The following is a 19173-nucleotide window of genomic DNA, read 5'->3' on the forward strand; positions in this document are numbered from 1 at the left end:
GGTTTTTGGTTTTTTTGGTTTTTGGTCTGCTCTCCTTGTGTGGTCCGCCCCCCCCCCCCCGCGGCCGGGGAGGGGTTGATGAGGGGTTGATGAGGGAGGGGTGAGCGGGGCGGACCGTCACGCGTTTGGGCGTCAGGTCACGGGTGCGCGCGAGGTCCGTGGCTCGGCGCTCTGACGTCCGTAGGTCTCGAGGAGGCGGAGCCAGATCTCGTTCACCGTGGGGTACGCCGGCACGGCGTGCCAGAGCCGGTCGAGCGGGACCTCGCCCACGATCGCGATCGTGGCGGCCTGGAGCAGCTCGGCGACGTCGGGGCCGACGAACGTGGCGCCCAGCACGACCGAGCGGTCCTCGTCCACGACCAGGCGGGCCTGGCCGGAGTAGGCCTCGGCGTGCAGGCTCGCGCCCGCCACCCGGCCGATGTCGTGGTCGACGGCGCGCACCCGGTGCCCGGCGGCCGTCGCGGCCTGCGCCGTGAGACCCACCGAGGCGACCTCCGGATCGGTGAACGTCACCTGCGGCACCGCGGCGCGGTCGGCGCTCGCGACGTGCGCACCCCAGACGGCGTCCGACACCGTGGCGCCGGTCGCTCGCGCGACGATCACGTCGCCCGCCGCACGTGCCTGGTACTTGCTCTGGTGGGTCAGGAGGGCGCGGTGGTTGACGTCACCGACCGCGTAGAGCCAGTCGGTGCCCGGGACGCGCAGGGTGTCGTCGGTCTCGATCCAGGCGCCGGGCGTCAGCCCGACCGTCTCGAGGCCGATGTCGACCGAGCGTGGCGTGCGTCCGGCTGCCACCAGGAGCTTCTCGGCGTCGACCGTCGCCCCGGTGGAGGTCTCGACGGTGAACCCGTCGTCCCGGCGCGTGACCCGCACCGGCGTGGTGCCGAGCCGTACGTCGACACCCTGGTCGCGCAGCGCGTCGGTCACGCGCTCGCCGGCGAAGGGCTCCATGCCCTCGAGGAGGGTCCCGCGCGCGAGGATCGTCACCTGCGTCCCGAAGCCGGCGTAGGCGGTGGCCATCTCCGTGGCCACCACCCCGCCGCCGATGATGGCGAGGCTGCCGGGCACCTCTCGCACGCTGGTCGCCTCTCGGCTGGTCCACGGTCGGGCGTCGCGCAGGCCCTCGATGTCGGGGACGAATGCGTCCGAGCCGGTCGCGACGGCGACGGCGTGGCGGGCCCGGAGGACCACCGTGTCGCCGGCCGGCGTGTGCACGGTGACCTCCCGGACGCCGCTGACCTGCCCGTGACCTCGCAGCAGGTCGATCCCTGCGCCCGTCGCCCACGCGACCTGGCCGGCATCCGACCAGTGGCTCGTGAACGAGTCCCGTCGAGCGAGCACGGCGTCCACGTCGAGGTCGCCGGTGACGGCCTCGGCCGCGCCGGGGACCGCGCGCGCGGCGCGCAGCGCAGCGGCCGAGCGCAGCAGTGCCTTGGAGGGCATGCACGCCCAGTACGAGCACTCACCACCGAGCAGCTCGTGCTCGACGATGACGGCCGTGAGGCCACCCTGGACGGCGCGGTCGGCGACGTTCTCGCCCACCGCACCTCCGCCCAGGACGACGACGTCGTACTCCTGCGTCCGTGTGGTGTCCGCGGTGGTCATCGTGATCAGTGCTCTTCTCGACGGGGCGCGGCAGGTGCGGCAGGTGCGGCCGGTGCCCCGGTGTCGACGTGGTCGGGGAGGTCGGCGATCAGCCGGAGACCGCGCGCTGCCAGGGCGCTCGCCATGTGCGCCGCGTACCAGGCGGGCCACCCCTCGTCGTAGACGCCGTCGAGCTCGTCGGCCTCGAAGGCGCCGTGGGCGGCCGCAGCAGCGGTGAGGAGGTCGAGGAGGACCTCGTTCGTCGTGGTGTCCATCGTGCGTGCTCCCGGTGCTGCCGGTGCTGCCGCGGTGCTCATCGGCCCGGGAGACGGTCGGTGATCTCCTGGAGGAGCCACCCGTTGCCGTCGGGGTCGGTGAACGTCGCGTACGAGCCGTAGCTGGCGCGCGCGGGGTGGGCGCCGGGGATCCGGTGCTCGACGCCCTTGCGGACGAACGGGTCGGCCTCGTGGAAGACCTCGGAGACCTCGATGCCGCGGGCCGCGATGTCGGCACGGGCCGACTCGATGTCGGGCACGGCGACGAGCAGCGCCCCTACCGGTCCCGCTCCGGAGCCGACGGTGCCTGAGCCGAAGATGATGGAGGCGGAGGATCCCGGGGGCGTGAGCTGGACGATCCGGTACCCCTCGTCGACGACGAAGTCCGCATCGAGGCGGAAGTCGAGGCGTTGGTAGAAGTCCTTGGCGCGGTCGACGTCCGAGACCGGCAGGGTGACGACTTCGAGCTTGAGTTCCATGACTAATCCTTACTCCTAAATCAGGACCGTGTGATCCCGATGTAGGACCACAGCGTACGAAGGACGTACTCTATTCCCGTGAGGACGAGAACTTACGAGGACGCCTGCGGTATCTCCCGCTCGCTCGACGTGATCGGCGAGCGCTGGGCCCTGCTGGTCGTGCGCGAGCTGGTCTTCGGGCCGAAGCGGTTCACCGACCTGCGGGCGGGGCTGCGCGGGATCAGCCAGAACGTCCTCAGTCAGCGGCTGCGCGACCTGGAGGCAGCGGGCGTCGTCCGACGCACGCTCCTCGGGCCGCCCGCGAGCACCCAGGCGTACGAGCTCACCGCGCACGGTCGCGCGCTGGAGCCGGTGCTGGTCGCGATGGCGCGGTGGGGGGCGCTCGCGCGGCCCGTGCCCGGTGCGGAGATGAGCAACGACGCGTTCGCCCTCGCGCTCGAGGCGCTCTTCGTGCCCGCGGCCCGGGGTGGGTTCCGCGGCCGGGCGCGCCTGGTGCTCGTCCGTGATGCGTTCGACCTGGAGGTCGACGGCGACCGCATGCGCGTGGCGCGGGCCTCGGGCCCCGACCCCGAGCTGGTGCTCGAGGGGGCGGAGTCCGTGCTCCGTGCGGTGATGTTCGACCGTCGGACCCTCGCCGAGGCCATCACGTCGGGCGACCTGAGCGTCAAGGGTGGTCGCGCCGCGGCCGCTGCATTGCTCGCGCGGTTCGCGCTCCCCGAGGTGCCGGCTGAGGACCGGACGGCGTGAGCCGCACGTCGGCGATCGGTGCTGACCGGCTGTGCCTCAGGTCGCAGGCCCGGCGGGCACGCCCAGCAGCTGGAGGCTGCTGCGCCACAGGCTGTCGAGCTGGGAGGGGTCGTTGAACAGCTTCGCGAACAGCACCAGGCCCTCGAGCTGGGCGACGATCGCCGTGGCGACGAGGCCGACGTGGCCCGCGGGGTGGTCTACCTCGAGCAGTCGCCCTTCGTCACGGGCGAGTTCCTCCACATCGACGGCGGCCAGAGCGCCGGGCACTGAACGGGGGATCCGAGATGACTCACGAGCAGCTCGCTGAGAGCACCCTGCGCGACCTCCTCGACCGGCCCGGCACGGCGGCGCCGGACGACGGCGTCGAGCGCGCCCGATTCCTTGCGCCATAGCCTGGACCTGTGCCCGAGCCGCCTCCCTTCAGCCCCACGGTCGCCCTGCTGGCGGTCGGGCGGGTGTGGGAGGCGGCGCTGGCCGAGGGCCTCAAGCCGCTCGGCCTGACGACGAGCAGGTACGGGCTGCTCGGCCACGTCCGCGCGACCCCGGGGATCTCGTTCAGCGAGCTCGCCCGCCGCTCCCGGACCAGCGTGCAGAGCGCGCACGCGGCTGCGGCGTCACTCGTCGCCGCCGGGCTGCTCGACGACGCCACTGCGCACGCCGGTGCCGCCTCCGCCCTGCGCGTCACGGCGCAGGGGCAGCGGCTGCTGGCGGCGGCGGCCGACGTGGTGGCCGAGGTCGACCAGGCGTTCGCCGAGCGCCACCCCGACCTGGTCGCCGCGCTCCGGTCGCTCGACGTGCCGCCGAGGAGCCCCGACTAACCTTCAGGTATCCTGAAGGTCATGGAGTCGCTGCTGCTGTCCGTCCACGTCCTGGCCGGCATCCTCTTCGTCGGCCCGGTGGCCGTGACCGTCAGCCTGTTCCCCCGCTACGCGCCGGTGACCGACGAGGACGCCCCGGGTGGGCGCGCCGAGCGGAGCGCCGCGACGGCCCGCGCGCTGCACCGGATCACCCGGGTCTACGGCACGCTCGCGATCGTGGTCCCGGTGGTCGGGCTGACGCTCGCGACGGTGCAGGGCCGGACGACGGAGGTGTGGATCATCGTCGCGATGGTGCTCACCGCCGCCGCGGGCGGCCTGCTCGCGCTGCAGATCGCGCCGCGCCAGCGCGAGGCGCTCGACCACCCCGACGACGGAGCGCAGCTGCAGCGGCTCGGGATGCTCGCCGGCGTCTTCAACCTGTTGTGGGCGGTCGTCGTGGTGCTGATGATCGTCCGTCCCGGATCGGACTACGCCGTATGAACCCGTTGCTGCGCACCCTCGCCGTGCTCTCGGTGCTCGAGCTGGTGAGCATCCTCGCGCTGCTCGCCAACCTCGCGACCGTCCACGACGACACCGTCGCGAGCCTGCTCGGACCCGCCCACGGCACGCTCTACCTGGCCGTGGCCGCCACGGCGCTGCTCGGGCGCGGCCTGGCGCCGCGCACCCGGATCGGTGCCCTGCTGACGGTGCTCAGCGGCCCGCTGACGATGGCCAACGTGCGCCGCGAGGCTCGGCGTACCTGAGGCCCGGCAGGGGTGAGCGACCCGCGCCCGACCCCCGTCCGGGTGGGGGCGCCGGTGCGGGGCACGGGGGATACATTGCGCCCATGGACCCAGCGGAGCTCATGGCTGCGAGCCGTCGTCTCGCCGCGGCGCTCAGACCGGGCGACCTCGACCAGACCCTCGCGCAGGTCACCGCGGCGGCGGTGGAGGTGCTGCCCGACGTCGACCACGCCAGCATCACCGTCAAGCACGACGACGGACGTCTCGAGACCGCCGCCCCCACGCACGACTTCCTCCTCGGCCTCGACGCCGCGCAGTACGACCTGCAGGAGGGTCCCTGCTACGACTCGGCGACCGACACCCAGCACGTCACCGCGCCCCACCTCGCCGCCGACCACCGCTACCCGCGCTACGCGCCGCTCGCCGTGGCGGCGGGCGTCCACGCCCAGGCCGGGGTCCGGTTGTTCGAGGTCCGGGGATCCACGGGAGCGCTCAACCTGTACTCCCGGCGGACCGGGGCGTTCGAGGACTTCGGGATGCTCGAGATGCTCTTCGCCCACCACTCCGCGACCGCGCTCGACTACGCCCGCCACATCGACAACCTGAACGCCGCGATCCAGAGCCGTCAGCGCATCGGGCAGGCGGTGGGCATCATCATGGAGAAGTACGACCTCGACGAGGCCCGCGCCTTCGGCTTCCTCACCCGGCTCTCGCAGGACTCCGAGACCAAGGTCCGGATCGTCGCCGAGCAGCTGATCGAGCAGCAGGGCCGCTGAGCCGACCCCGGCGGAAAAATGGAACCGAGCCCGGGGGTCTCGGGTCCCCCAGGCTCGGTGTCCCCAGTTTAGACCACCACCGGCCGCGCCGTCACGAGAACGACGAGATCGGTCCACCGCGGGGTGCGTTGCTCGTACGACGGCCGGTCACCGTCGGTGGTCGGGGAGGCCGGCCGCAGGGTGCCTCGGCTCGCCGGGTCTCGACTCGGGCTCGCTGGCGCTCGCCCGGCTCGACCAGCGTGGGACATAGTCGGTGGTCGAGCCGCGGGGACGAAGTCTCCGCGAGTCGAGACCCCCGCAGGGTCGGCACCTGCCGTCACCGAGGCTGGTCGAGGAGGCCGGCCGCAGGGTGCCTCGGCTCGCCGGGTCTCGACTCGGGCTCGCTGGCGCTCGCCCGGCTCGACCAGCGTGGGACACCGTCTGTGGTCGAGCCGCGGGGACGAAGTCTCCGCGAGTCGAGACCCCCGCGGGGTCGGCACCTACCGTCACCGACGCTGGTCGAGGAGGCCGGCTACGGCCGTCTCGAGACCACTCCTGCAGGGTGCCTCGGCTCGCCGGGTCTCGACTCGGGCTCGCTGGCGCTCGCCCGGCTCGACCAGCGTGGGACACCGACGGTGGTCGAGCCGCGGGGACGAAGTCTCCGCGAGTCGAGACCTCCCGCAGGGTAGGCACCTGCCGTCCCCGACGCTGGTCGAGGAGGCCGGCCACGGCCGTCTCGAGACCACTCCCGCAGGGTGCCTCGGCTCGCCGGGTCTCGACTCGGGCTCGCTGGCGCTCGCCCGGCTCGACCAGCGTGGGTCACCGTCGGTGGTCGAGCCGCGGGGACGAAGTCTCCGCGAGTCGAGACCCCCGCAAGGTAGGCACCCACCGTCACAAACGGTGGTCGAGGAGGCCGGCCACGGCCGTCTCGAGACCACTCCCGCAGGGTGCCTCGGCTCGCCGGGTCTCGACTCGGGCTCGCTGGCGCTCGCCCGGCTCGACCAGCGTGGGTGCTGACCACCCGCAACGTGCGCACCTCGCCCGGTCTCGCCGGCTCGACCAGCGTCGGCCTCGAGCACCGTCGTTCGCATGGACCCGGCACGGCTGGGCACCGGACAGAGGTTCCCCCCGTGGCTCCCTACGGGGTTCCATCCCGGGAGGGAGCGGGCTCTCCCGCCTCAAACAGCGGGGCGGGAGGGTTCTCGACCCGGTTACGGCCTCCGCACGCGGAACGTCGTGGAGGTCGAGGCCGGCGCGGTGCGGGCGTCGCCGAGGTAGCGGACGACCGCGCGGGCCGGGCCCGGCCGGGCGAAGGGCGCGGGGCGCACGATGACCGTGCCGCGCCGCAGGGTGCCGGCGTAGGTCCGGCCGCCGATCGTGACCGTCGCCCGGCCGGTGGGGGTCAGCCCGGGAGCCCGGACCGCGATCGTGAGCGTGGCCCGCGACCCGGCCCGCGGCGCCGTCGGTCGTACGTCGACCCGCACCGTCGGCGTGGCGCGCCGGACCGTGACCGTCGCGGCGGCACTGCTGCTCGGGTGGGTGGTGGCGTTGCCGAGGTAGCGGGCGCGGACGGTCTGGCGGCCGACCCGGCCGAACGGTCCGATGGTCGTGGTGGCCCGGCCGTCGCGCAGGGTCACCGTCGACACCGGGGTGCCACCCACGGACAGCTCGACGCGTCCGGTCGGGGTGCTGCCGACCGAGGCGACCGTCACCGACACCGTCGTGCCGCGTCCGACCGTGGCGGCCGGGGCGACGCTCACCGCGGTGGCCGAGCGAGCCCGGACCGGGACGGCGACCGTGATCGGGAGCCGCACCGTGGTGCCGGTGGTGGTGCCGACGACCGTGACCGTCGCCGGCCCGGCGTCCGCGTCGGCGGGGATGGTCGCCCGGACGGCGGCCGTGCCGTCGCCGGTCGCGTGGTCGACCGCGAACGAGCCGAGCGACCGGCCGTCGAGCGAGGCCTCCACCGCGGTGTCCCTCGGGTCGGAGGGCGTCGAGAAGGCCAGCGACGTCAGGTCGACGTCGAGGCTGCTGCCCGGTGCGTACGACGTCGGGGCGCCGCTCGGGAACGACACGCCCACGGAGTGCTGCGTGGGGTCGGCCGCGAGCGGGCTGCCGCCGGCGTGGGTTCCGAGGTAGTCGAGCAGGGCGGTCATGTCGACGCGACCGGTCTCGCGGGTGCCGGAGCCACCGGTGAACGCCGGGAAGCCGTCGCCGCCGGAGGCGAGGAACGAGCTGACCGTCACCGCGTAGGTCGCCGACGGCGTGAGGGCCACGTCGTCGAGCCACATGCCGGTGACCCGCGAGCCGGACGCGGCGGTCGGGTCGTAGGTGTAGCGGAACCCGGTCGAGGTGCCGAGGTGGACGAACGCCGGGCCGCCGGTGTCGCCCCGCCACTGCTGCTCGAGCACGGTCCGGACCTGCTGGCCGGTGAGCCGCATGGTGACGAGCGGGTCGGCGTCGGGCTGCACGAGGGAGGCCTGGCGGTAGGTCAGGGTCGCCGGGTAGCCGCCCGGGTCTCCGGCCAGGTCGGCGCGCAGCCGGGTCGGGCTCACGAACGCGATCTGCGCCGCCCCGGACTCGGGGGCGCGGGTCGCCCACCGCTGGGCCTCCGCCACCAGGTTGCCCAGGGCCGACTCGCCCCCGGGGGTCTCGGCGCCCCCGGCGAGCCGGGCCCGGTCGAGCGGCGCCGCCAGCGTGCCCAGCCGGCGGGCGCCGAGCTCGTCGGCGCGGACGACGGCCGCGTCGACGATCGCCTGCGTGTCGGGGTCGGCCGGGTAGGCCGGGGTGGTGACCAGCGGCAGGAGCGCCTGGCTCTTCGCCACGACCTCGCCGCTCGCGGTGTCGACGGTGAACTCGAGCTGGTTGAGGTGGGTGCCGTGCTGGCCGGCCGAGACGACCGGGCGCTCGGTCACCGAGCGTCCTTGGTCGATCCACTCCTGGACCGGGACCGAGTGGTTGTAGGTGCGGTGGGTGCGCCCGGAGATGATCGCGTCGACGGTGGCGTCGACGCCGGTGACGATCTGCCCGAACGTCGAGTCGTCGGTGGCGGAGGCCAGGTCGGTCCCGGACGCACCCTCGTGCACCAGCAGCACGACCACGTCGGCGCCGTCGGTCACGAGGTCCTCGGCGGCCGCGTTGACCTCCTCCACGACGTCGGTGACGGTGATGTCGGCGATGCCGGCGGGGGAGACCAGCGACGGCAGGTCCTCGGTCACCGCACCCACGAAGCCGACCTCGACGTCGCCGAAGCTCTTGGTCCACGACGGTGCCAGTGCGTGCGAGCCGTCGCTCCTGCGGCGCACGTTGGCGGCGACGTACGCCCAGTCGGCGTGGTCGGAGATCCGCCCGGCGAGGTCGGCGTACCCGCGGTCGAGCTCGTGGCTGCCCACGGCGGAGACGTCGAGGCCGGCCTCGTCGAGCGCGTCGATGGTGGGCTCGTCGTCCTGGACGTGGGACTCGAACGTCGAGCCGCCGACGAGGTCGCCGGCCGCGGCGAAGACGGTGTCGGGGTTCTGTGCGCGCAGCTGCTTGACGGCGCCGGCGAGCACCGCGACGCCGGCCCGGGTGCCGTCGGGGAGCAGGCGGCCGTGGAGGTCGTTGGTGCCGAGGACCTGGATCTCCCGGGTGTCGGGGGCGACGCCGGGCTTGAGCTGGATGTTCTTGAAGTTGACGTCGTGGCCGGGGCCCCGGTTCTCCAGCCCGATGAAGCCGGCCGCGGGGATGGGCGACGGGCTGGTGTAGGTGGTGATCAGGGTGCCGTTGAGGTGGACCCGGACCTGGGTGGTCGTCAGCCGGATCGTGTAGGTGTTCCACTGCCCGACCGGGCGCAGCGCCCGGGCGAGCGCGGCCTGGTCGGCGGGCTGGGTGGTGCCACCGGTGGGCACGACGGCACCGGTGGCGGTGCCGATCGGGATCCGGAAGCCGCCCACGGGGTCGGCCCCGCCGCGGCTCCGGGACGCCAGGTAGACGCTCGACTCGTCGTTGGCCGCCTGGCGTCGCCAGTCGAGCCGGAGCGTGTACGGCGCCGACTGCTGCTGGGTGAACCACTCGGCGCCCCGGCCGCGGATGCTCTGGATGGAGCAGTCGGTCTGCCGGCCGAACCCGCCGGAGCCGGCCTTGCGCCACCCGTCGAAGGTCGCGAACGTGCCGTCGAACAGCGGGGTGTAGCCGGGCTCGGTGGGCGCCGCGGCACACGGGTCGGGCGCGGTGCCGCCGACCTGGATGGCGTCGAAGTTGAGGCGGCAGAAGTCGGTGCCGCGGTCGCACTGGATGGCGACGGTGTTGGTGCCCTGGTCGAGCGTCACCGAGTACGTCACGAACCGCCACGTCTCCCAGTCCTGCTGGCTGGTCATCGGCAGGGCCATCTGCTGGCGGGCGCCGCCGTTGGTGAGCAGCCCGATCGAGCGGGTGATGTTCTCGTCGGGGCCGAGGGGGCCCGCGGCGTAGCGGACGTGGATCGGGTAGACGCCGGCCGCCGGGGCGGTCACGGTCATCGTCGACATCATCCCGGTCTCGCGGAACGTGTAGGACCCGGTGCCGGAGAAGTTGCTGTGGTCACCGGAGTTGAGGGCCGGCGGGCCGGCCGCCCCGCCGCTGATCACCCCGTCCTCGACCTCGACCCAGGCGATGACGTCGTCACCGACGGCGGCAGCCGCGGCCGGTGCGCCGGGCGCCGCGAGGACGGGCGCCGTCCCGGCGCCGACGAGGCCGACGACCAGGCACCCGGCGCTCAGCAGGAGGTGGAGACCGCGCCGGGCGGCGCGGGAGGATGGACGGGTCACGGTGGGCTCCTCGCGGACGTGCCTGTGACGCGCGCCACAGTAGGCAGCACGGTAGGCGTTGCGATTCGCCATGTCGAAACTGGTTCCGACATCTGGACATCAGTTCACGAATGTGACTCGTGTCCGTGCCAGGCGACCAAAGCCGACCGCCGCTGTGGCCCGTTCCCAGCGGTCGGGGTCGGCTCGTGCCGAGGTCGAGCGGTCAGAGGACCCGCAGGGACGGTCGCCGGCCCATGCCCAGGCGCGCCAGGCGCAGCCGGATCACGCCGCGTCCGGGTCGGTCAGCTGCTCGTCGACGACGATGGTGACGCCCGGGATCTTCAGCAGGCCGTGCTGCACGGCCCACACGACGGCCTGCGACCGGCGCTCCACGCCGATCTTGCGGTAGGCCGCCCGGATGTAGGTCTTCACCGAGTTGATGCTCACGTAGAGGTGCTCGGCGATCTCCTGGTTGCTGAGGCCGGCGGCGATCAGCTCCAGGACGTCCCGCTCCCGGGCGCTCAGGTCGTCGGCGTCGATGTCGAACGCACGGATCGCCGGTGCGGGTTCGCGATAGGTGGTGGGTTGAGCCTCGATCGTCATGGGTAGGACTCCTCTGGGTCGGGCTGTACCTGGGGGTGTCTCGACCCTGTTTCCTGCCCCGCTTCCGGCGCGACTAACCACCCCATCGGGTGATCCTGGTCGACCGGCGCCCCGCGGGGCCCGTGGGCCGTTCCGTCCGGTGCCCGCCACGTGGCGCCCGGTGCTGCTTGACTGCGCGGATGAACGACTCGGCCCTGATCACCGTCGGCCTCCCGGTCGCCCTGGCCATCATCATGTTCGGGCTCGGTCTCTCCCTCACGGTCGACGACTTCCGCCGGGTGGCGCGCACCCCCAAGGCGGTGGCGGTCGCGCTCGGGCTGCAGGTGCTGGTGCTGCCGCTGGTGGCGTTCGGGCTCGTGACGGCGTTCGACCTCGACCCGCTGCTGGCGGTGGGCGTGATGCTGCTCGCGGCCTCGCCGGGCGGCACCACGGCCAACCTGTTCAGCCACCTCTTCGGTGGCGACGTCGCGCTCAACATCACCCTGACCGCGATCAACTCGGTGATCGCCGCGGTCACGATCCCCCTGATCACCAACCTCGCGATCGACCACTTCGGCGCCGACGGCGAGCTCGGCCTGCAGGTCGGCAAGGTGTTGCAGGTGATCGCCATCGTGCTGGTGCCGGTGGCCATCGGCATGGTCGTGCGGCACCGGTCGGCCGACGTCGCCGCGCGGGCCGACCGGCCCGTCCGGGTGTTCTCGATCGTCGTCCTGGTCGCGGTCTCGGTGGGCGCGATCCTCGGCGAGCGCGAGAACATTGCCGACTACGCCCAGCAGGTCGGCCTGGTGACCGGGTTGTTCTGCCTGGCCAGCCTCACGCTCGGCTACGCCGGCGCCAAGGTGCTGCGCCTCGACGAGGCCCAGGCGATCGCCAGCTCGATGGAGGTCGGCATCCACAACACGACCGTCGCGCTGACGATCGCGCTCAGCGTCCTCGACAGCACCGAGGTCGCGATCCCGAGCGCGGTCTACTCGATCCTGATGTACGTCCTGGCGACGGCGTTCGGAGTCACGGTCACCCGGCTGCACGCCCGGCGGGCGACGGTCGCCTGACCGGCGTCACCACCCGACGACGAGGGCGACCAGGAAGGCGAGGAGGGGGCCGACCCAGAGCAGGGCCAGCCCGATCATCGAGTCGCCAGCCGGTTCGGAGGAGCGGCTCCGGGCCTGCTGGTCGAGCACCCCGTGGTCTGCGGCGACGCTCATCCGGGCGACCTCTCCCACCAGCACTCGTCGACGAACGGCGTCTCTCCCCGTCGCGTCGGCGTGCCCATCACCAGGCGGGTGACCAGTCGGCGGATCACGCCGCGTCCTCCGCGGTGTCCGCGGCGGTGCTGGCGGCGGCGGTGCCGTCGTCGAGCAGGCCCTGGGTAAAGCCCCAGATGACCGCCTGAGTCCGCTTGGTCGCACCGATCTTGCGGTAGGCCGTGCGGATGAAGGTCTTCACGGTGTTGATGGTGATGTAGAGCTCGCGGGCGATCTCGTCGTTGGAGTAGCCGTTGACGATCAACCGGAGCACGTCGAGCTCGCGCGGCGAGAGGTCGTCGAGCGTGGCGGTGGGACCGGCCGGCGCGGGCTGGCGGCGGGCGGGGGCGCGGAGCACGTCGGACATGGGGTGGTTCCTTTCCTTCGTTCTGCGTCGGCCTGGCCGGCGTGCGCCAGGTGCGCCTCGGTGGGGGGTGAGCCGTTCTCCCCGTCCTTTCTCCGCGCCCAGAGGTTTGAATCCCATTCCAACGGGTGATCGTGCGGGGTGGGGGTGTGCGTTGACACCCGCCGAGCCCGGCGCCGATCCTGGACACGTGTCTGAACACCTGTCTCCCAGGTCGGCCTACGCGCACCTGTCCCGGGGCGAGCTGGCGGGGCTGGTCCGCGAGCTGCTGCTGGTCGGTCAGCTCATCGACCGGTCCGGCATGGCGTGGTGCATCTCGGCCTTCGGCCGCGAGGAGATGGCCCAGGTGGCCATCGAGGAGTGGGGCTGCGCGAGCCCGGTCTACACCCGGCGCATGCAGCAGGCGCTCGGGTTCGTCGGTGACGACGTACCGACGATCTTCAAGGGCCTCCAGCTCGACATCGGGGCGCCGCACCAGTTCCTCGACTTCCGGTTCGAGGTCCGCGACCGGTGGCGCGGGGAGTTCTGGCTCGACCACTGCGGGGCGCTCGCCGACGTGCAGCCGATGGGCGAGGACTACGTCCGCGCGATGTGCCACGACATCGAGGACCCGACCTTCGACGCCACTGCCGTCGCCACCAACCGCCGGGCGCAGATCCGGCCCCTCCACCGTCCGCCGTACGACGCCCCGCGCGCCGGCGTCGCCTGCCACTGGACCGTGACCATCGACGCGAGCCATCCCGAGGCGCAGGACCTGCCGGGGCTGGCCGCGATCCGGGCGACCCGGGCGGCGACGCTGGCGCTGGCGCCGGTCGACCCGGCCGAGGAGGGGCGCAGCGACTACACCGGCCAGGTGATGTCGGACCTCCCCACCGAGGAGTTCTCGCACTCGGCACTGGTGCGCATCGCCGACGAGCTCTGCCTGCAGATGCAGCTGCTCGACCTGTCCTTCGTCCAGGCGGTCCGCGCCCGGGCCGCCGACGACGAGCAGCTGACGACCATCCTGCACAAGCAGCTCATCGGGGTGGCCGGCGTCGCCGCCGCCCGCCTGCGACGTGCCCTCGGTCTCGGGGGCGGCCCCGCCGACGCGCTGGAGGTGCTGCGGCTCCTGCCGATGCTCGGTCCCACGGCCTACGTCGACGCGCAGGTCGACGGCGACGCGCTCGTCGTACGACGCTCGGCCGCGCACGCCGACGGCGGCTGGCTCGCGCTGCTCGGTCCGCACTGGTCGGCCGCCCTCGACGCTGCGGTGCACGCCGTCGACCCGCGCTACGCCGTGACGGTCACCGGCGACGCCGACGAGTGGCGGGTGCGGGTCGTCGTCGGCGAGGAACGCGCGGTCGCCGACGAGGTCGCCGTGACCCGCTTCTCCACCGGCGCCGAGTGGGAGTTCGAGCCGCGCCGGGCGCTGCCGCTCACGGTGGTCTGACGCACCTCGCCGATAGTGCGTCGTACGACGGCCGGTCACCTCGCCGGGTCTCGACTCGGGCTCGCTGGCGCTCGCCCGGCTCGACCAGCGTGGGGTAGTGGTCTCGAGACGGCCGTGGCCGGCCTCCTCGACCAGCGTGGGGTGGTGGTCTCGAGACGGCCGTGGCCGGCCTCCTCGACCAGCGTGGGGTGGTGGTCTCGAGACGGCCGTGGCCGGCCTCCTCGACCAGCGTGGGGTCGTGGTCTCGAGACGGCCGTGGCCGGCCTCCTCGACCAGCGTGGTCGCTGTCGGTGCGTCACCGGTGGTGGAGGAAGGCGCGCTAGCGCCTGTCTCGAGACCACCACCGCCGTGGACCTTGACACCGACCCGTCGACGTACAGAATGGACACGTGTCCAGTCAGGTGTCCGGTGAGGTCGCAGCGGGCCTCGTGTTCGACCCCTACGACTACGCGACCCAGGACGACCCGTACCCGACGTACCAGCGGCTGCGCGACGAGGACCCGCTGCACCACAACGCCGAGCACGACTTCTGGGTGCTGTCGCGGCACGCCGACGTGGCGGCCGCGCTGCGGGACGACGCGACGTACTCCAACCGGATGGGCGTCAGCCTCGACCGGTCGGCGTGGCACCCCGAGGCGCACCGGGTGATGTCGTTCCTGGCCCTCGACGCGCCGGAGCAGGCCCGGGTCCGGTCGCTGGTGTCGCGGGCGTTCACGCCGCGGCGGGTGCGCGAGCTGCTGCCGCAGGTGCAGGGCCTGACCGACCGCTACCTCGACCGGGCCCTGGCCGACGGCGACGAGCTCGACTGGATCACCGACTTCTCCGCACTCCTGCCGATGGACGTCATCTCCGAGATGATGGGCGTGCCCGAGGCCGACCGCGACGAGGTACGCCGGCTCTCCGACCTCCTGGTGCACCGTGAGGACGGCCTGCACGACGTCCCGCCTGCCGGGATGGACGCGGCGATGACGCTGTTCGGCTACTACACCGACCTGCTGGCCGAGCGCCGCAGGCACCCGGGCGACGACCTCACCTCGGCGCTGCTGGTCGCCGAGGTCGACGGCGACCGGCTCGCCGACCACGAGATCATCGCGTTCCTCTTCCTGATGGTGGTGGCCGGCAACGAGACCACCACCAAGCTCCTCGGCAACGCCGTCCACCACCTCGCCGCCCACCCCGGCCAGCTGGCCGAGGTGTTCGCCGACCCCGACGCGCTGGTGGCGCCGTGGATCGAGGAGACGCTGCGCCACGACACGTCGTCGCAGCTCCTCGCCCGCCACCTCCGCGCCGACGTCGCGCTGCACGGCCGCACCGCGCCCGCCGGCGCCAAGCTGCTGGTGCTGCTGGGCTCGGCCAACCGCGACGAGCGGGTCTTCCGCGACCCGACGGCCTACGACGTGCACCGCGACAAGGCCGAGCTCGGCCAGATCCTCAGCTTCGGCGGCGGTCGCCACTTCTGCCTCGGCGCCAACCTGGCGCGGCTCGAGGCGCGGGTGGTGCTCGCCGAGCTGGTGCGCCGGGTCGACGGCATCGAGGTTGACCTCGCGCGGTCGGTGCGCGTCCACTCCACCAACGTCCGGGGCTTCGCCCGGCTCCCGATCCGAGTCGACCGGAGGGCCTCATGACGCGCGCACCCGACCTGGCCGACGTCCCCGAGGTCTCCTACGCCGTCCCGGACGACGGGTACGGCCACCTCGCCGAGATGCGGGTCGACCCGATCGGGCTGTTCCAGCGAGTGCGCGACGAGTGCGGCGACATCGGACGGTTCCGGCTGGCCGAGCGCGACGTCGTGCTGGTCTCGGGTGCCGCGGCCAACGAGCAGTTCTTCCGGGCGCCCGACTCGACGCTCGACCAGGCGGCGGCGTACCCGTTCATGACGCCGATCTTCGGCAAGGGCGTCGTCTTCGACGCCTCGCCCGAGGAGCGCCAGCAGATGCTGAAGAACCAGGCCCTGCGCGGCGACATGATGCGCGGGCACGCCTCGACGATCGAGGCGGAGGTCCGCCGGATGGTCGCCGGATGGGGCGACGAGGGCGAGATCGACCTGCTCGACTGGTTCGCCGAGCTGACCATCTACACGACGTCGTCGTGCCTGATCGGCAAGCCGTTCCGCGAGGAGCTCGACGAGCGGTTCGCCCGGCACTACCACGACCTCGAGCGCGGCACCGACGCGCTGGCCTACGTCGATCCCTACCTCGACATCGAGTCGTTCCGGGTGCGCGACGCCGCCCGCGAAGCGCTCGTCGCGCTGGTGCAGGACATCATCGACCGCCGCCGGGAGCGCGGCACGGTGCCCAAGGACGAGCGGGACCTGCTCGACGTGCTGATCTCGATCGACATGACCGCCGACCACATCACCGGCATCTTCATCTCGATGATGTTCGCCGGCCACCACACCTCCTCCGGCACCGCCGCGTGGGCGCTGATCGAGCTGGTGCGCCACCCCGAGGTGATGGCCGACGTGGTCGCCGAGCTCGACGACCTGTACGCCGACGGCTCGGAGATCTCCTTCCAGGCGCTGCGCTCGATCCCGCACCTGGAGGCCTCGCTCAAGGAGACGCTGCGCCTGCACCCGCCGCTGATCATCCTGCTGCGGGTGGTGCAGGAGGAGATCGAGCTCGCCGGGCACGCCATCGCGCCCGGCACGATGGTCGCCGCCTCGCCCCGGGTCTCCAACCGGATCGCCGAGGACTTCCCCGACCCCGACGCCTTCGACCCCGGCCGCTACCTCGATCCGCACCAGGCCGACCTGCAGCACCGCTGGACCTGGATCCCGTTCGGCGCCGGCAAGCACCGCTGCGTCGGCAACGCGTTCGCGATGATGCAGCTCAAGGCGATCTTCTCGGTGGTCCTGCGCGACTACGAGTTCGAGATGACGCAGCCGTCGGAGGACTACCGCGACGACGTCTCCAAGATGGTGATCCAGCTCGCCCAGCCGTGCCGGGTGCGGTACCGCCGGAGAATGACGTGAGTGATCTCGAGACAGGCGCCAGCGCGCCTTCCTCGACCACCGTGGGGTCTGCGCTGGCAACCGTTCCGCGACCACACCTCGGAGCGGCGGGATGAGGGTGGTGGCCGACCTGGGGCTGTGCCAGGGGCACCAGATGTGCCAGGGGGAGGCGCCGGGGGTGTTCGGGTTCGACGTGGCCGCCGACCTGGTGACGGTGCTCGACGAGCACCCAGCGGAGTCCCGGCGGGCGCAGGTCGCGGCCGCCGTGCAGTACTGCCCAGCGATGGCGCTGGCGCTCGAGGAGGAGTAGGCGATGGGTGACCTGACGCGCGCGGAGATCGAGGAGTTCTGGGAGACCTGGCTCCAGGTCAACCGCGACGCCGAGCGCACCGGCGACTGGCGCGTGATGGCCGACTGGTACGCCGAGGACGCCACCTACGGCTGGATGCTCACCCCTGACGAGCACTTCATGGCCGTGGGGCGCGAGCAGATCCGCGAGTGGGCCATCGGCATCGAGATGGACGGCTTCGACGGCTGGCACTACGACTACGTGGCGACGGTCATCGACGACCGGACCGGCATGGTCGTCGGGTTCTGGAAGCAGCGCTCGGGCATCACTGACGACGCGAGCGGGCGCGAGCTCGAGGTGCCGGGGATCGGCGGCAGCTGGTTCGGCCTGGAGCGCCAGGCCGACGGCGCCGCCAAGATCGCCTGGCAGCGCGACTGGTTCGACTTCGGTGCGATGGCCCACACGATGGGGGAGGTGCTCGAGTCCGGCAAGGCGCCCGACAGCCTCCGTGCGCGCCTGAAGGTGTTCGGCCACGGCGTCCCCGGGCACTACCACGCCGCCGACCTGCCCTCGACGGTCTGGCCGCCCCCGGTGGAGCGCGGCGACTTCGTGACCCAGGCGCCGACCCCGTGACCGCGCTGACCACGCCGGCCGCCCAGCAGCTCGTCGACGGCAGGCTGGGTCCGGCGAGCGGAGGGGCGACGTACCCCATCCTCGACCCGGCCACGGGTGAGGAGATCGGCCGCGCGCCCGACTCGACCGCCGACGACGTCGAGGCCGCGATCGCCGCGGCTCGGCGGGCGTTCGACGAGACCTCCTGGTCGACCGACGTCGGGCTGCGGGTGCGCTGCCTGCGCCAGCTGCACGCGGCGCTGCTCGAGCACGCCGACGACGTCCGGGCGCTGACCCGCGCCGAGGTCGGGATGCCCGACTTCATGATGGGCGCGGCCGGGTTCGACGTGCCCGTCGAGGGGCTGCGCTGGGTCACCGACCTGGCGGAGTCCTACGCGTTCGAGACCGACCTCGGGGTCGCCGCGCCGATGGGCATCGCGTCGCGGCGGACCGTGCGCCGCGAGCCCGTCGGCGTCGTCGCCGCGATCACCCCCTGGAACGTGCCGACGCAAATCAACCTCGCCAAGGTCGGCCCGGCGCTGGCGGCCGGTTGCACCGTCGTCCTCAAGCCGGCGCCCGACACCCCGTGGGTGGCCTGCGAGCTCGGCCGGCTGGTCGCCGAGCACACCGACCTGCCGCCGGGCGTGCTCAACGTCGTCACGCCGTCGTCCACCGAGGTCGCCGCGGTGCTGAGCAGCGACCCGCGCGTCGACATGGTCTCCTTCACCGGGTCCACCGCGACCGGCCGCGCGATCATGGCCGCCGCCGCGCCCACGCTGAAGAAGGTGTTCCTCGAGCTCGGCGGCAAGTCGGCGGCGATCGCCCTCGACGACGCCGACGTCGCCGCCGTCGCCGGCGCGACGGCGTTCGCCGCCTGCATCCACGCCGGCCAGGGCTGCGCGATCACCACCCGGCTCGTCGTGCCGCGGGAGCGGTACGACAAGGCCGTGCAGGTCGCGGCGGCGACGATGGCCTCCATCGGCGCGAAGGACCCCGCCGACCCCGGCACCATCTGCGGACCGGTCATCTCGCAGGCGCAGCGGGACCGGGTCGAGTCCTACTTGCGGCTCGCCGTCGAGGAGGGCGGCACCTTCGCCACCGGCGGCTCGGTGATCGACCGGCCCGGCTACTGGGTGGAGCCGACCGTCGTCGCCGGCCTCGACAACACCTCGCGCCTGGCGCAGGAGGAGATCTTCGGCCCCGTGCTCGTGGTGATCCCGCACGACGGCGACGACGACGCCGTCCGGATCGCCAACGACTCGCCGTACGGCCTGTCGGGCTCGGTCGACTCGGCCTCGCTCGAACGGGCCGGTGCCGTCGCCGCCCGCATCCGCACCGGCACGCTCGCCGTCAACGGCGGCGTGTGGTTCAGCCCCGACGCGCCGTTCGGCGGCTACAAGCAGTCCGGTGTCGGCCGCGAGATGGGGGTCGCGGGGTTCGAGGAGTACCTGGAGACGAAGACGCTGGCGTTCCCGGCGTGAGCGTTGCGGCAGGTGGTCTCGAGACGGTTGCCAGCGCAACCTCCTCGACCAGCGTCGG

The 19173-nt window shown here is 72.9% G+C and carries 20 protein-coding genes; 12 read left to right on the forward strand and 8 right to left on the reverse strand.

What is annotated here, in order from left to right:
• Positions 1 to 132: 132 nt before the first annotated feature.
• Genes AC4MBH_RS17730 through AC4MBH_RS17740 form a run of 3 tightly spaced genes read right to left on the reverse strand, consistent with a single transcriptional unit; the run spans position 133 to position 2338 of the window.
• On the reverse strand, positions 133 to 1605 hold the full coding sequence (locus AC4MBH_RS17730; RefSeq protein ID WP_491796506.1) for a dihydrolipoyl dehydrogenase family protein: 1473 nt from the start codon (positions 1603 to 1605) through the stop codon (positions 133 to 135).
• Between the two features lie 5 nt (positions 1606 to 1610).
• Positions 1611 to 1859 (reverse strand): hypothetical protein, encoded by a 249-nt coding sequence (locus AC4MBH_RS17735; protein ID WP_491796508.1) that lies wholly within the window; start codon positions 1857 to 1859, stop codon positions 1611 to 1613.
• Positions 1860 to 1897: 38 nt separating this feature from the next.
• Complete coding sequence (locus AC4MBH_RS17740; protein WP_491796510.1) at positions 1898 to 2338, reverse strand: VOC family protein; 441 nt, start codon at positions 2336 to 2338, stop codon at positions 1898 to 1900.
• 78 nt (positions 2339 to 2416) lie between these two features.
• On the opposite strand from AC4MBH_RS17740, the gene AC4MBH_RS17745 reads away from it, so the two are divergent.
• Positions 2417 to 3085, forward strand: coding sequence for a winged helix-turn-helix transcriptional regulator (locus AC4MBH_RS17745; protein ID WP_491796511.1), 669 nt, complete (start codon positions 2417 to 2419; stop codon positions 3083 to 3085).
• A gap of 36 nt (positions 3086 to 3121) precedes the next feature.
• Here AC4MBH_RS17745 and AC4MBH_RS17750 read toward each other — a convergent pair whose 3' ends face one another.
• Positions 3122 to 3352: a hypothetical protein gene (locus AC4MBH_RS17750; RefSeq protein ID WP_491796512.1), complete on the reverse strand. Its 231-nt coding sequence runs from the start codon at positions 3350 to 3352 to the stop codon at positions 3122 to 3124.
• Positions 3353 to 3486: 134 nt separating this feature from the next.
• Here AC4MBH_RS17750 and AC4MBH_RS17755 point away from each other — a divergent pair, with 134 nt between their 5' ends.
• The 4 genes from AC4MBH_RS17755 to AC4MBH_RS17770 all read left to right on the forward strand — a co-directional run bounded on the left by AC4MBH_RS17755 (position 3487) and on the right by AC4MBH_RS17770 (position 5401).
• Positions 3487 to 3903, forward strand: coding sequence for a MarR family transcriptional regulator (locus tag AC4MBH_RS17755; protein WP_491796514.1), 417 nt, complete (start codon positions 3487 to 3489; stop codon positions 3901 to 3903).
• Positions 3904 to 3924: 21 nt separating this feature from the next.
• Positions 3925 to 4383 carry a hypothetical protein gene (locus AC4MBH_RS17760; RefSeq protein ID WP_491796515.1) on the forward strand — a complete coding sequence of 153 codons (459 nt, stop codon included), beginning with the start codon at positions 3925 to 3927 and terminating at the stop codon, positions 4381 to 4383.
• Positions 4380 to 4646, forward strand: coding sequence for a hypothetical protein (locus tag AC4MBH_RS17765; RefSeq protein ID WP_491796517.1), 267 nt, complete (start codon positions 4380 to 4382; stop codon positions 4644 to 4646). Before AC4MBH_RS17760 ends, AC4MBH_RS17765 begins: the two co-directional genes overlap by 4 nt.
• A gap of 83 nt (positions 4647 to 4729) precedes the next feature.
• Positions 4730 to 5401, forward strand: coding sequence for a GAF and ANTAR domain-containing protein (locus AC4MBH_RS17770; protein ID WP_491796518.1), 672 nt, complete (start codon positions 4730 to 4732; stop codon positions 5399 to 5401).
• A 1190-nt stretch (positions 5402 to 6591) separates the two neighbouring features.
• Here the strand turns inward: AC4MBH_RS17770 and AC4MBH_RS17775 are convergent.
• Together AC4MBH_RS17775 and AC4MBH_RS17780 are read right to left on the reverse strand one after the other, a co-directional pair.
• The gene (locus AC4MBH_RS17775) at positions 6592 to 10164 is read right to left on the reverse strand and encodes a 5'-nucleotidase C-terminal domain-containing protein (protein WP_491796520.1); all 3573 of its coding nucleotides are present in this window, start codon (positions 10162 to 10164) and stop codon (positions 6592 to 6594) included.
• A 261-nt stretch (positions 10165 to 10425) separates the two neighbouring features.
• On the reverse strand, positions 10426 to 10746 hold the full coding sequence (locus AC4MBH_RS17780) for a helix-turn-helix domain-containing protein (protein WP_491796522.1): 321 nt from the start codon (positions 10744 to 10746) through the stop codon (positions 10426 to 10428).
• Positions 10747 to 10925: 179 nt separating this feature from the next.
• Between AC4MBH_RS17780 and AC4MBH_RS17785 the strand changes: the two genes are divergently transcribed.
• Positions 10926 to 11798: a bile acid:sodium symporter family protein gene (locus tag AC4MBH_RS17785; protein WP_491796524.1), complete on the forward strand. Its 873-nt coding sequence runs from the start codon at positions 10926 to 10928 to the stop codon at positions 11796 to 11798.
• 6 nt (positions 11799 to 11804) lie between these two features.
• On the opposite strand, the gene AC4MBH_RS17790 is transcribed toward AC4MBH_RS17785, so the two are convergent.
• Positions 11805 to 11951 (reverse strand): hypothetical protein, encoded by a 147-nt coding sequence (locus tag AC4MBH_RS17790; RefSeq protein WP_491796526.1) that lies wholly within the window; start codon positions 11949 to 11951, stop codon positions 11805 to 11807.
• Between the two features lie 94 nt (positions 11952 to 12045).
• Positions 12046 to 12357 (reverse strand): response regulator transcription factor, encoded by a 312-nt coding sequence (locus AC4MBH_RS17795; RefSeq protein ID WP_491796528.1) that lies wholly within the window; start codon positions 12355 to 12357, stop codon positions 12046 to 12048.
• A gap of 187 nt (positions 12358 to 12544) precedes the next feature.
• On the opposite strand from AC4MBH_RS17795, the gene AC4MBH_RS17800 reads away from it, so the two are divergent.
• The 6 genes from AC4MBH_RS17800 (at position 12545) to AC4MBH_RS17825 (ending at position 19115) form a co-directional block, all read left to right on the forward strand.
• Positions 12545 to 13783 carry a hypothetical protein gene (locus AC4MBH_RS17800; RefSeq protein ID WP_491796530.1) on the forward strand — a complete coding sequence of 413 codons (1239 nt, stop codon included), beginning with the start codon at positions 12545 to 12547 and terminating at the stop codon, positions 13781 to 13783.
• Between the two features lie 389 nt (positions 13784 to 14172).
• The gene (locus tag AC4MBH_RS17805) at positions 14173 to 15408 is read left to right on the forward strand and encodes a cytochrome P450 (protein WP_491796532.1); all 1236 of its coding nucleotides are present in this window, start codon (positions 14173 to 14175) and stop codon (positions 15406 to 15408) included.
• Complete coding sequence (locus tag AC4MBH_RS17810) at positions 15405 to 16754, forward strand: cytochrome P450 (RefSeq protein ID WP_491796534.1); 1350 nt, start codon at positions 15405 to 15407, stop codon at positions 16752 to 16754. Before AC4MBH_RS17805 ends, AC4MBH_RS17810 begins: the two co-directional genes overlap by 4 nt.
• Positions 16755 to 16845: 91 nt before the next feature.
• The gene (locus tag AC4MBH_RS17815; RefSeq protein ID WP_491796536.1) at positions 16846 to 17043 is read left to right on the forward strand and encodes a ferredoxin; all 198 of its coding nucleotides are present in this window, start codon (positions 16846 to 16848) and stop codon (positions 17041 to 17043) included.
• Positions 17044 to 17046: 3 nt separating this feature from the next.
• Entirely contained in the window at positions 17047 to 17655 is a 609-nt protein-coding gene (locus tag AC4MBH_RS17820; RefSeq protein WP_491796538.1) for a nuclear transport factor 2 family protein, read from the forward strand.
• Positions 17652 to 19115 carry an aldehyde dehydrogenase gene (locus AC4MBH_RS17825; RefSeq protein WP_491796540.1) on the forward strand — a complete coding sequence of 488 codons (1464 nt, stop codon included), beginning with the start codon at positions 17652 to 17654 and terminating at the stop codon, positions 19113 to 19115. Before AC4MBH_RS17820 ends, AC4MBH_RS17825 begins: the two co-directional genes overlap by 4 nt.
• The last annotated feature ends 58 nt before the right edge of the window (positions 19116 to 19173 follow it).

The organism is Nocardioides sp. WJ219 (genome assembly GCF_058559815.1).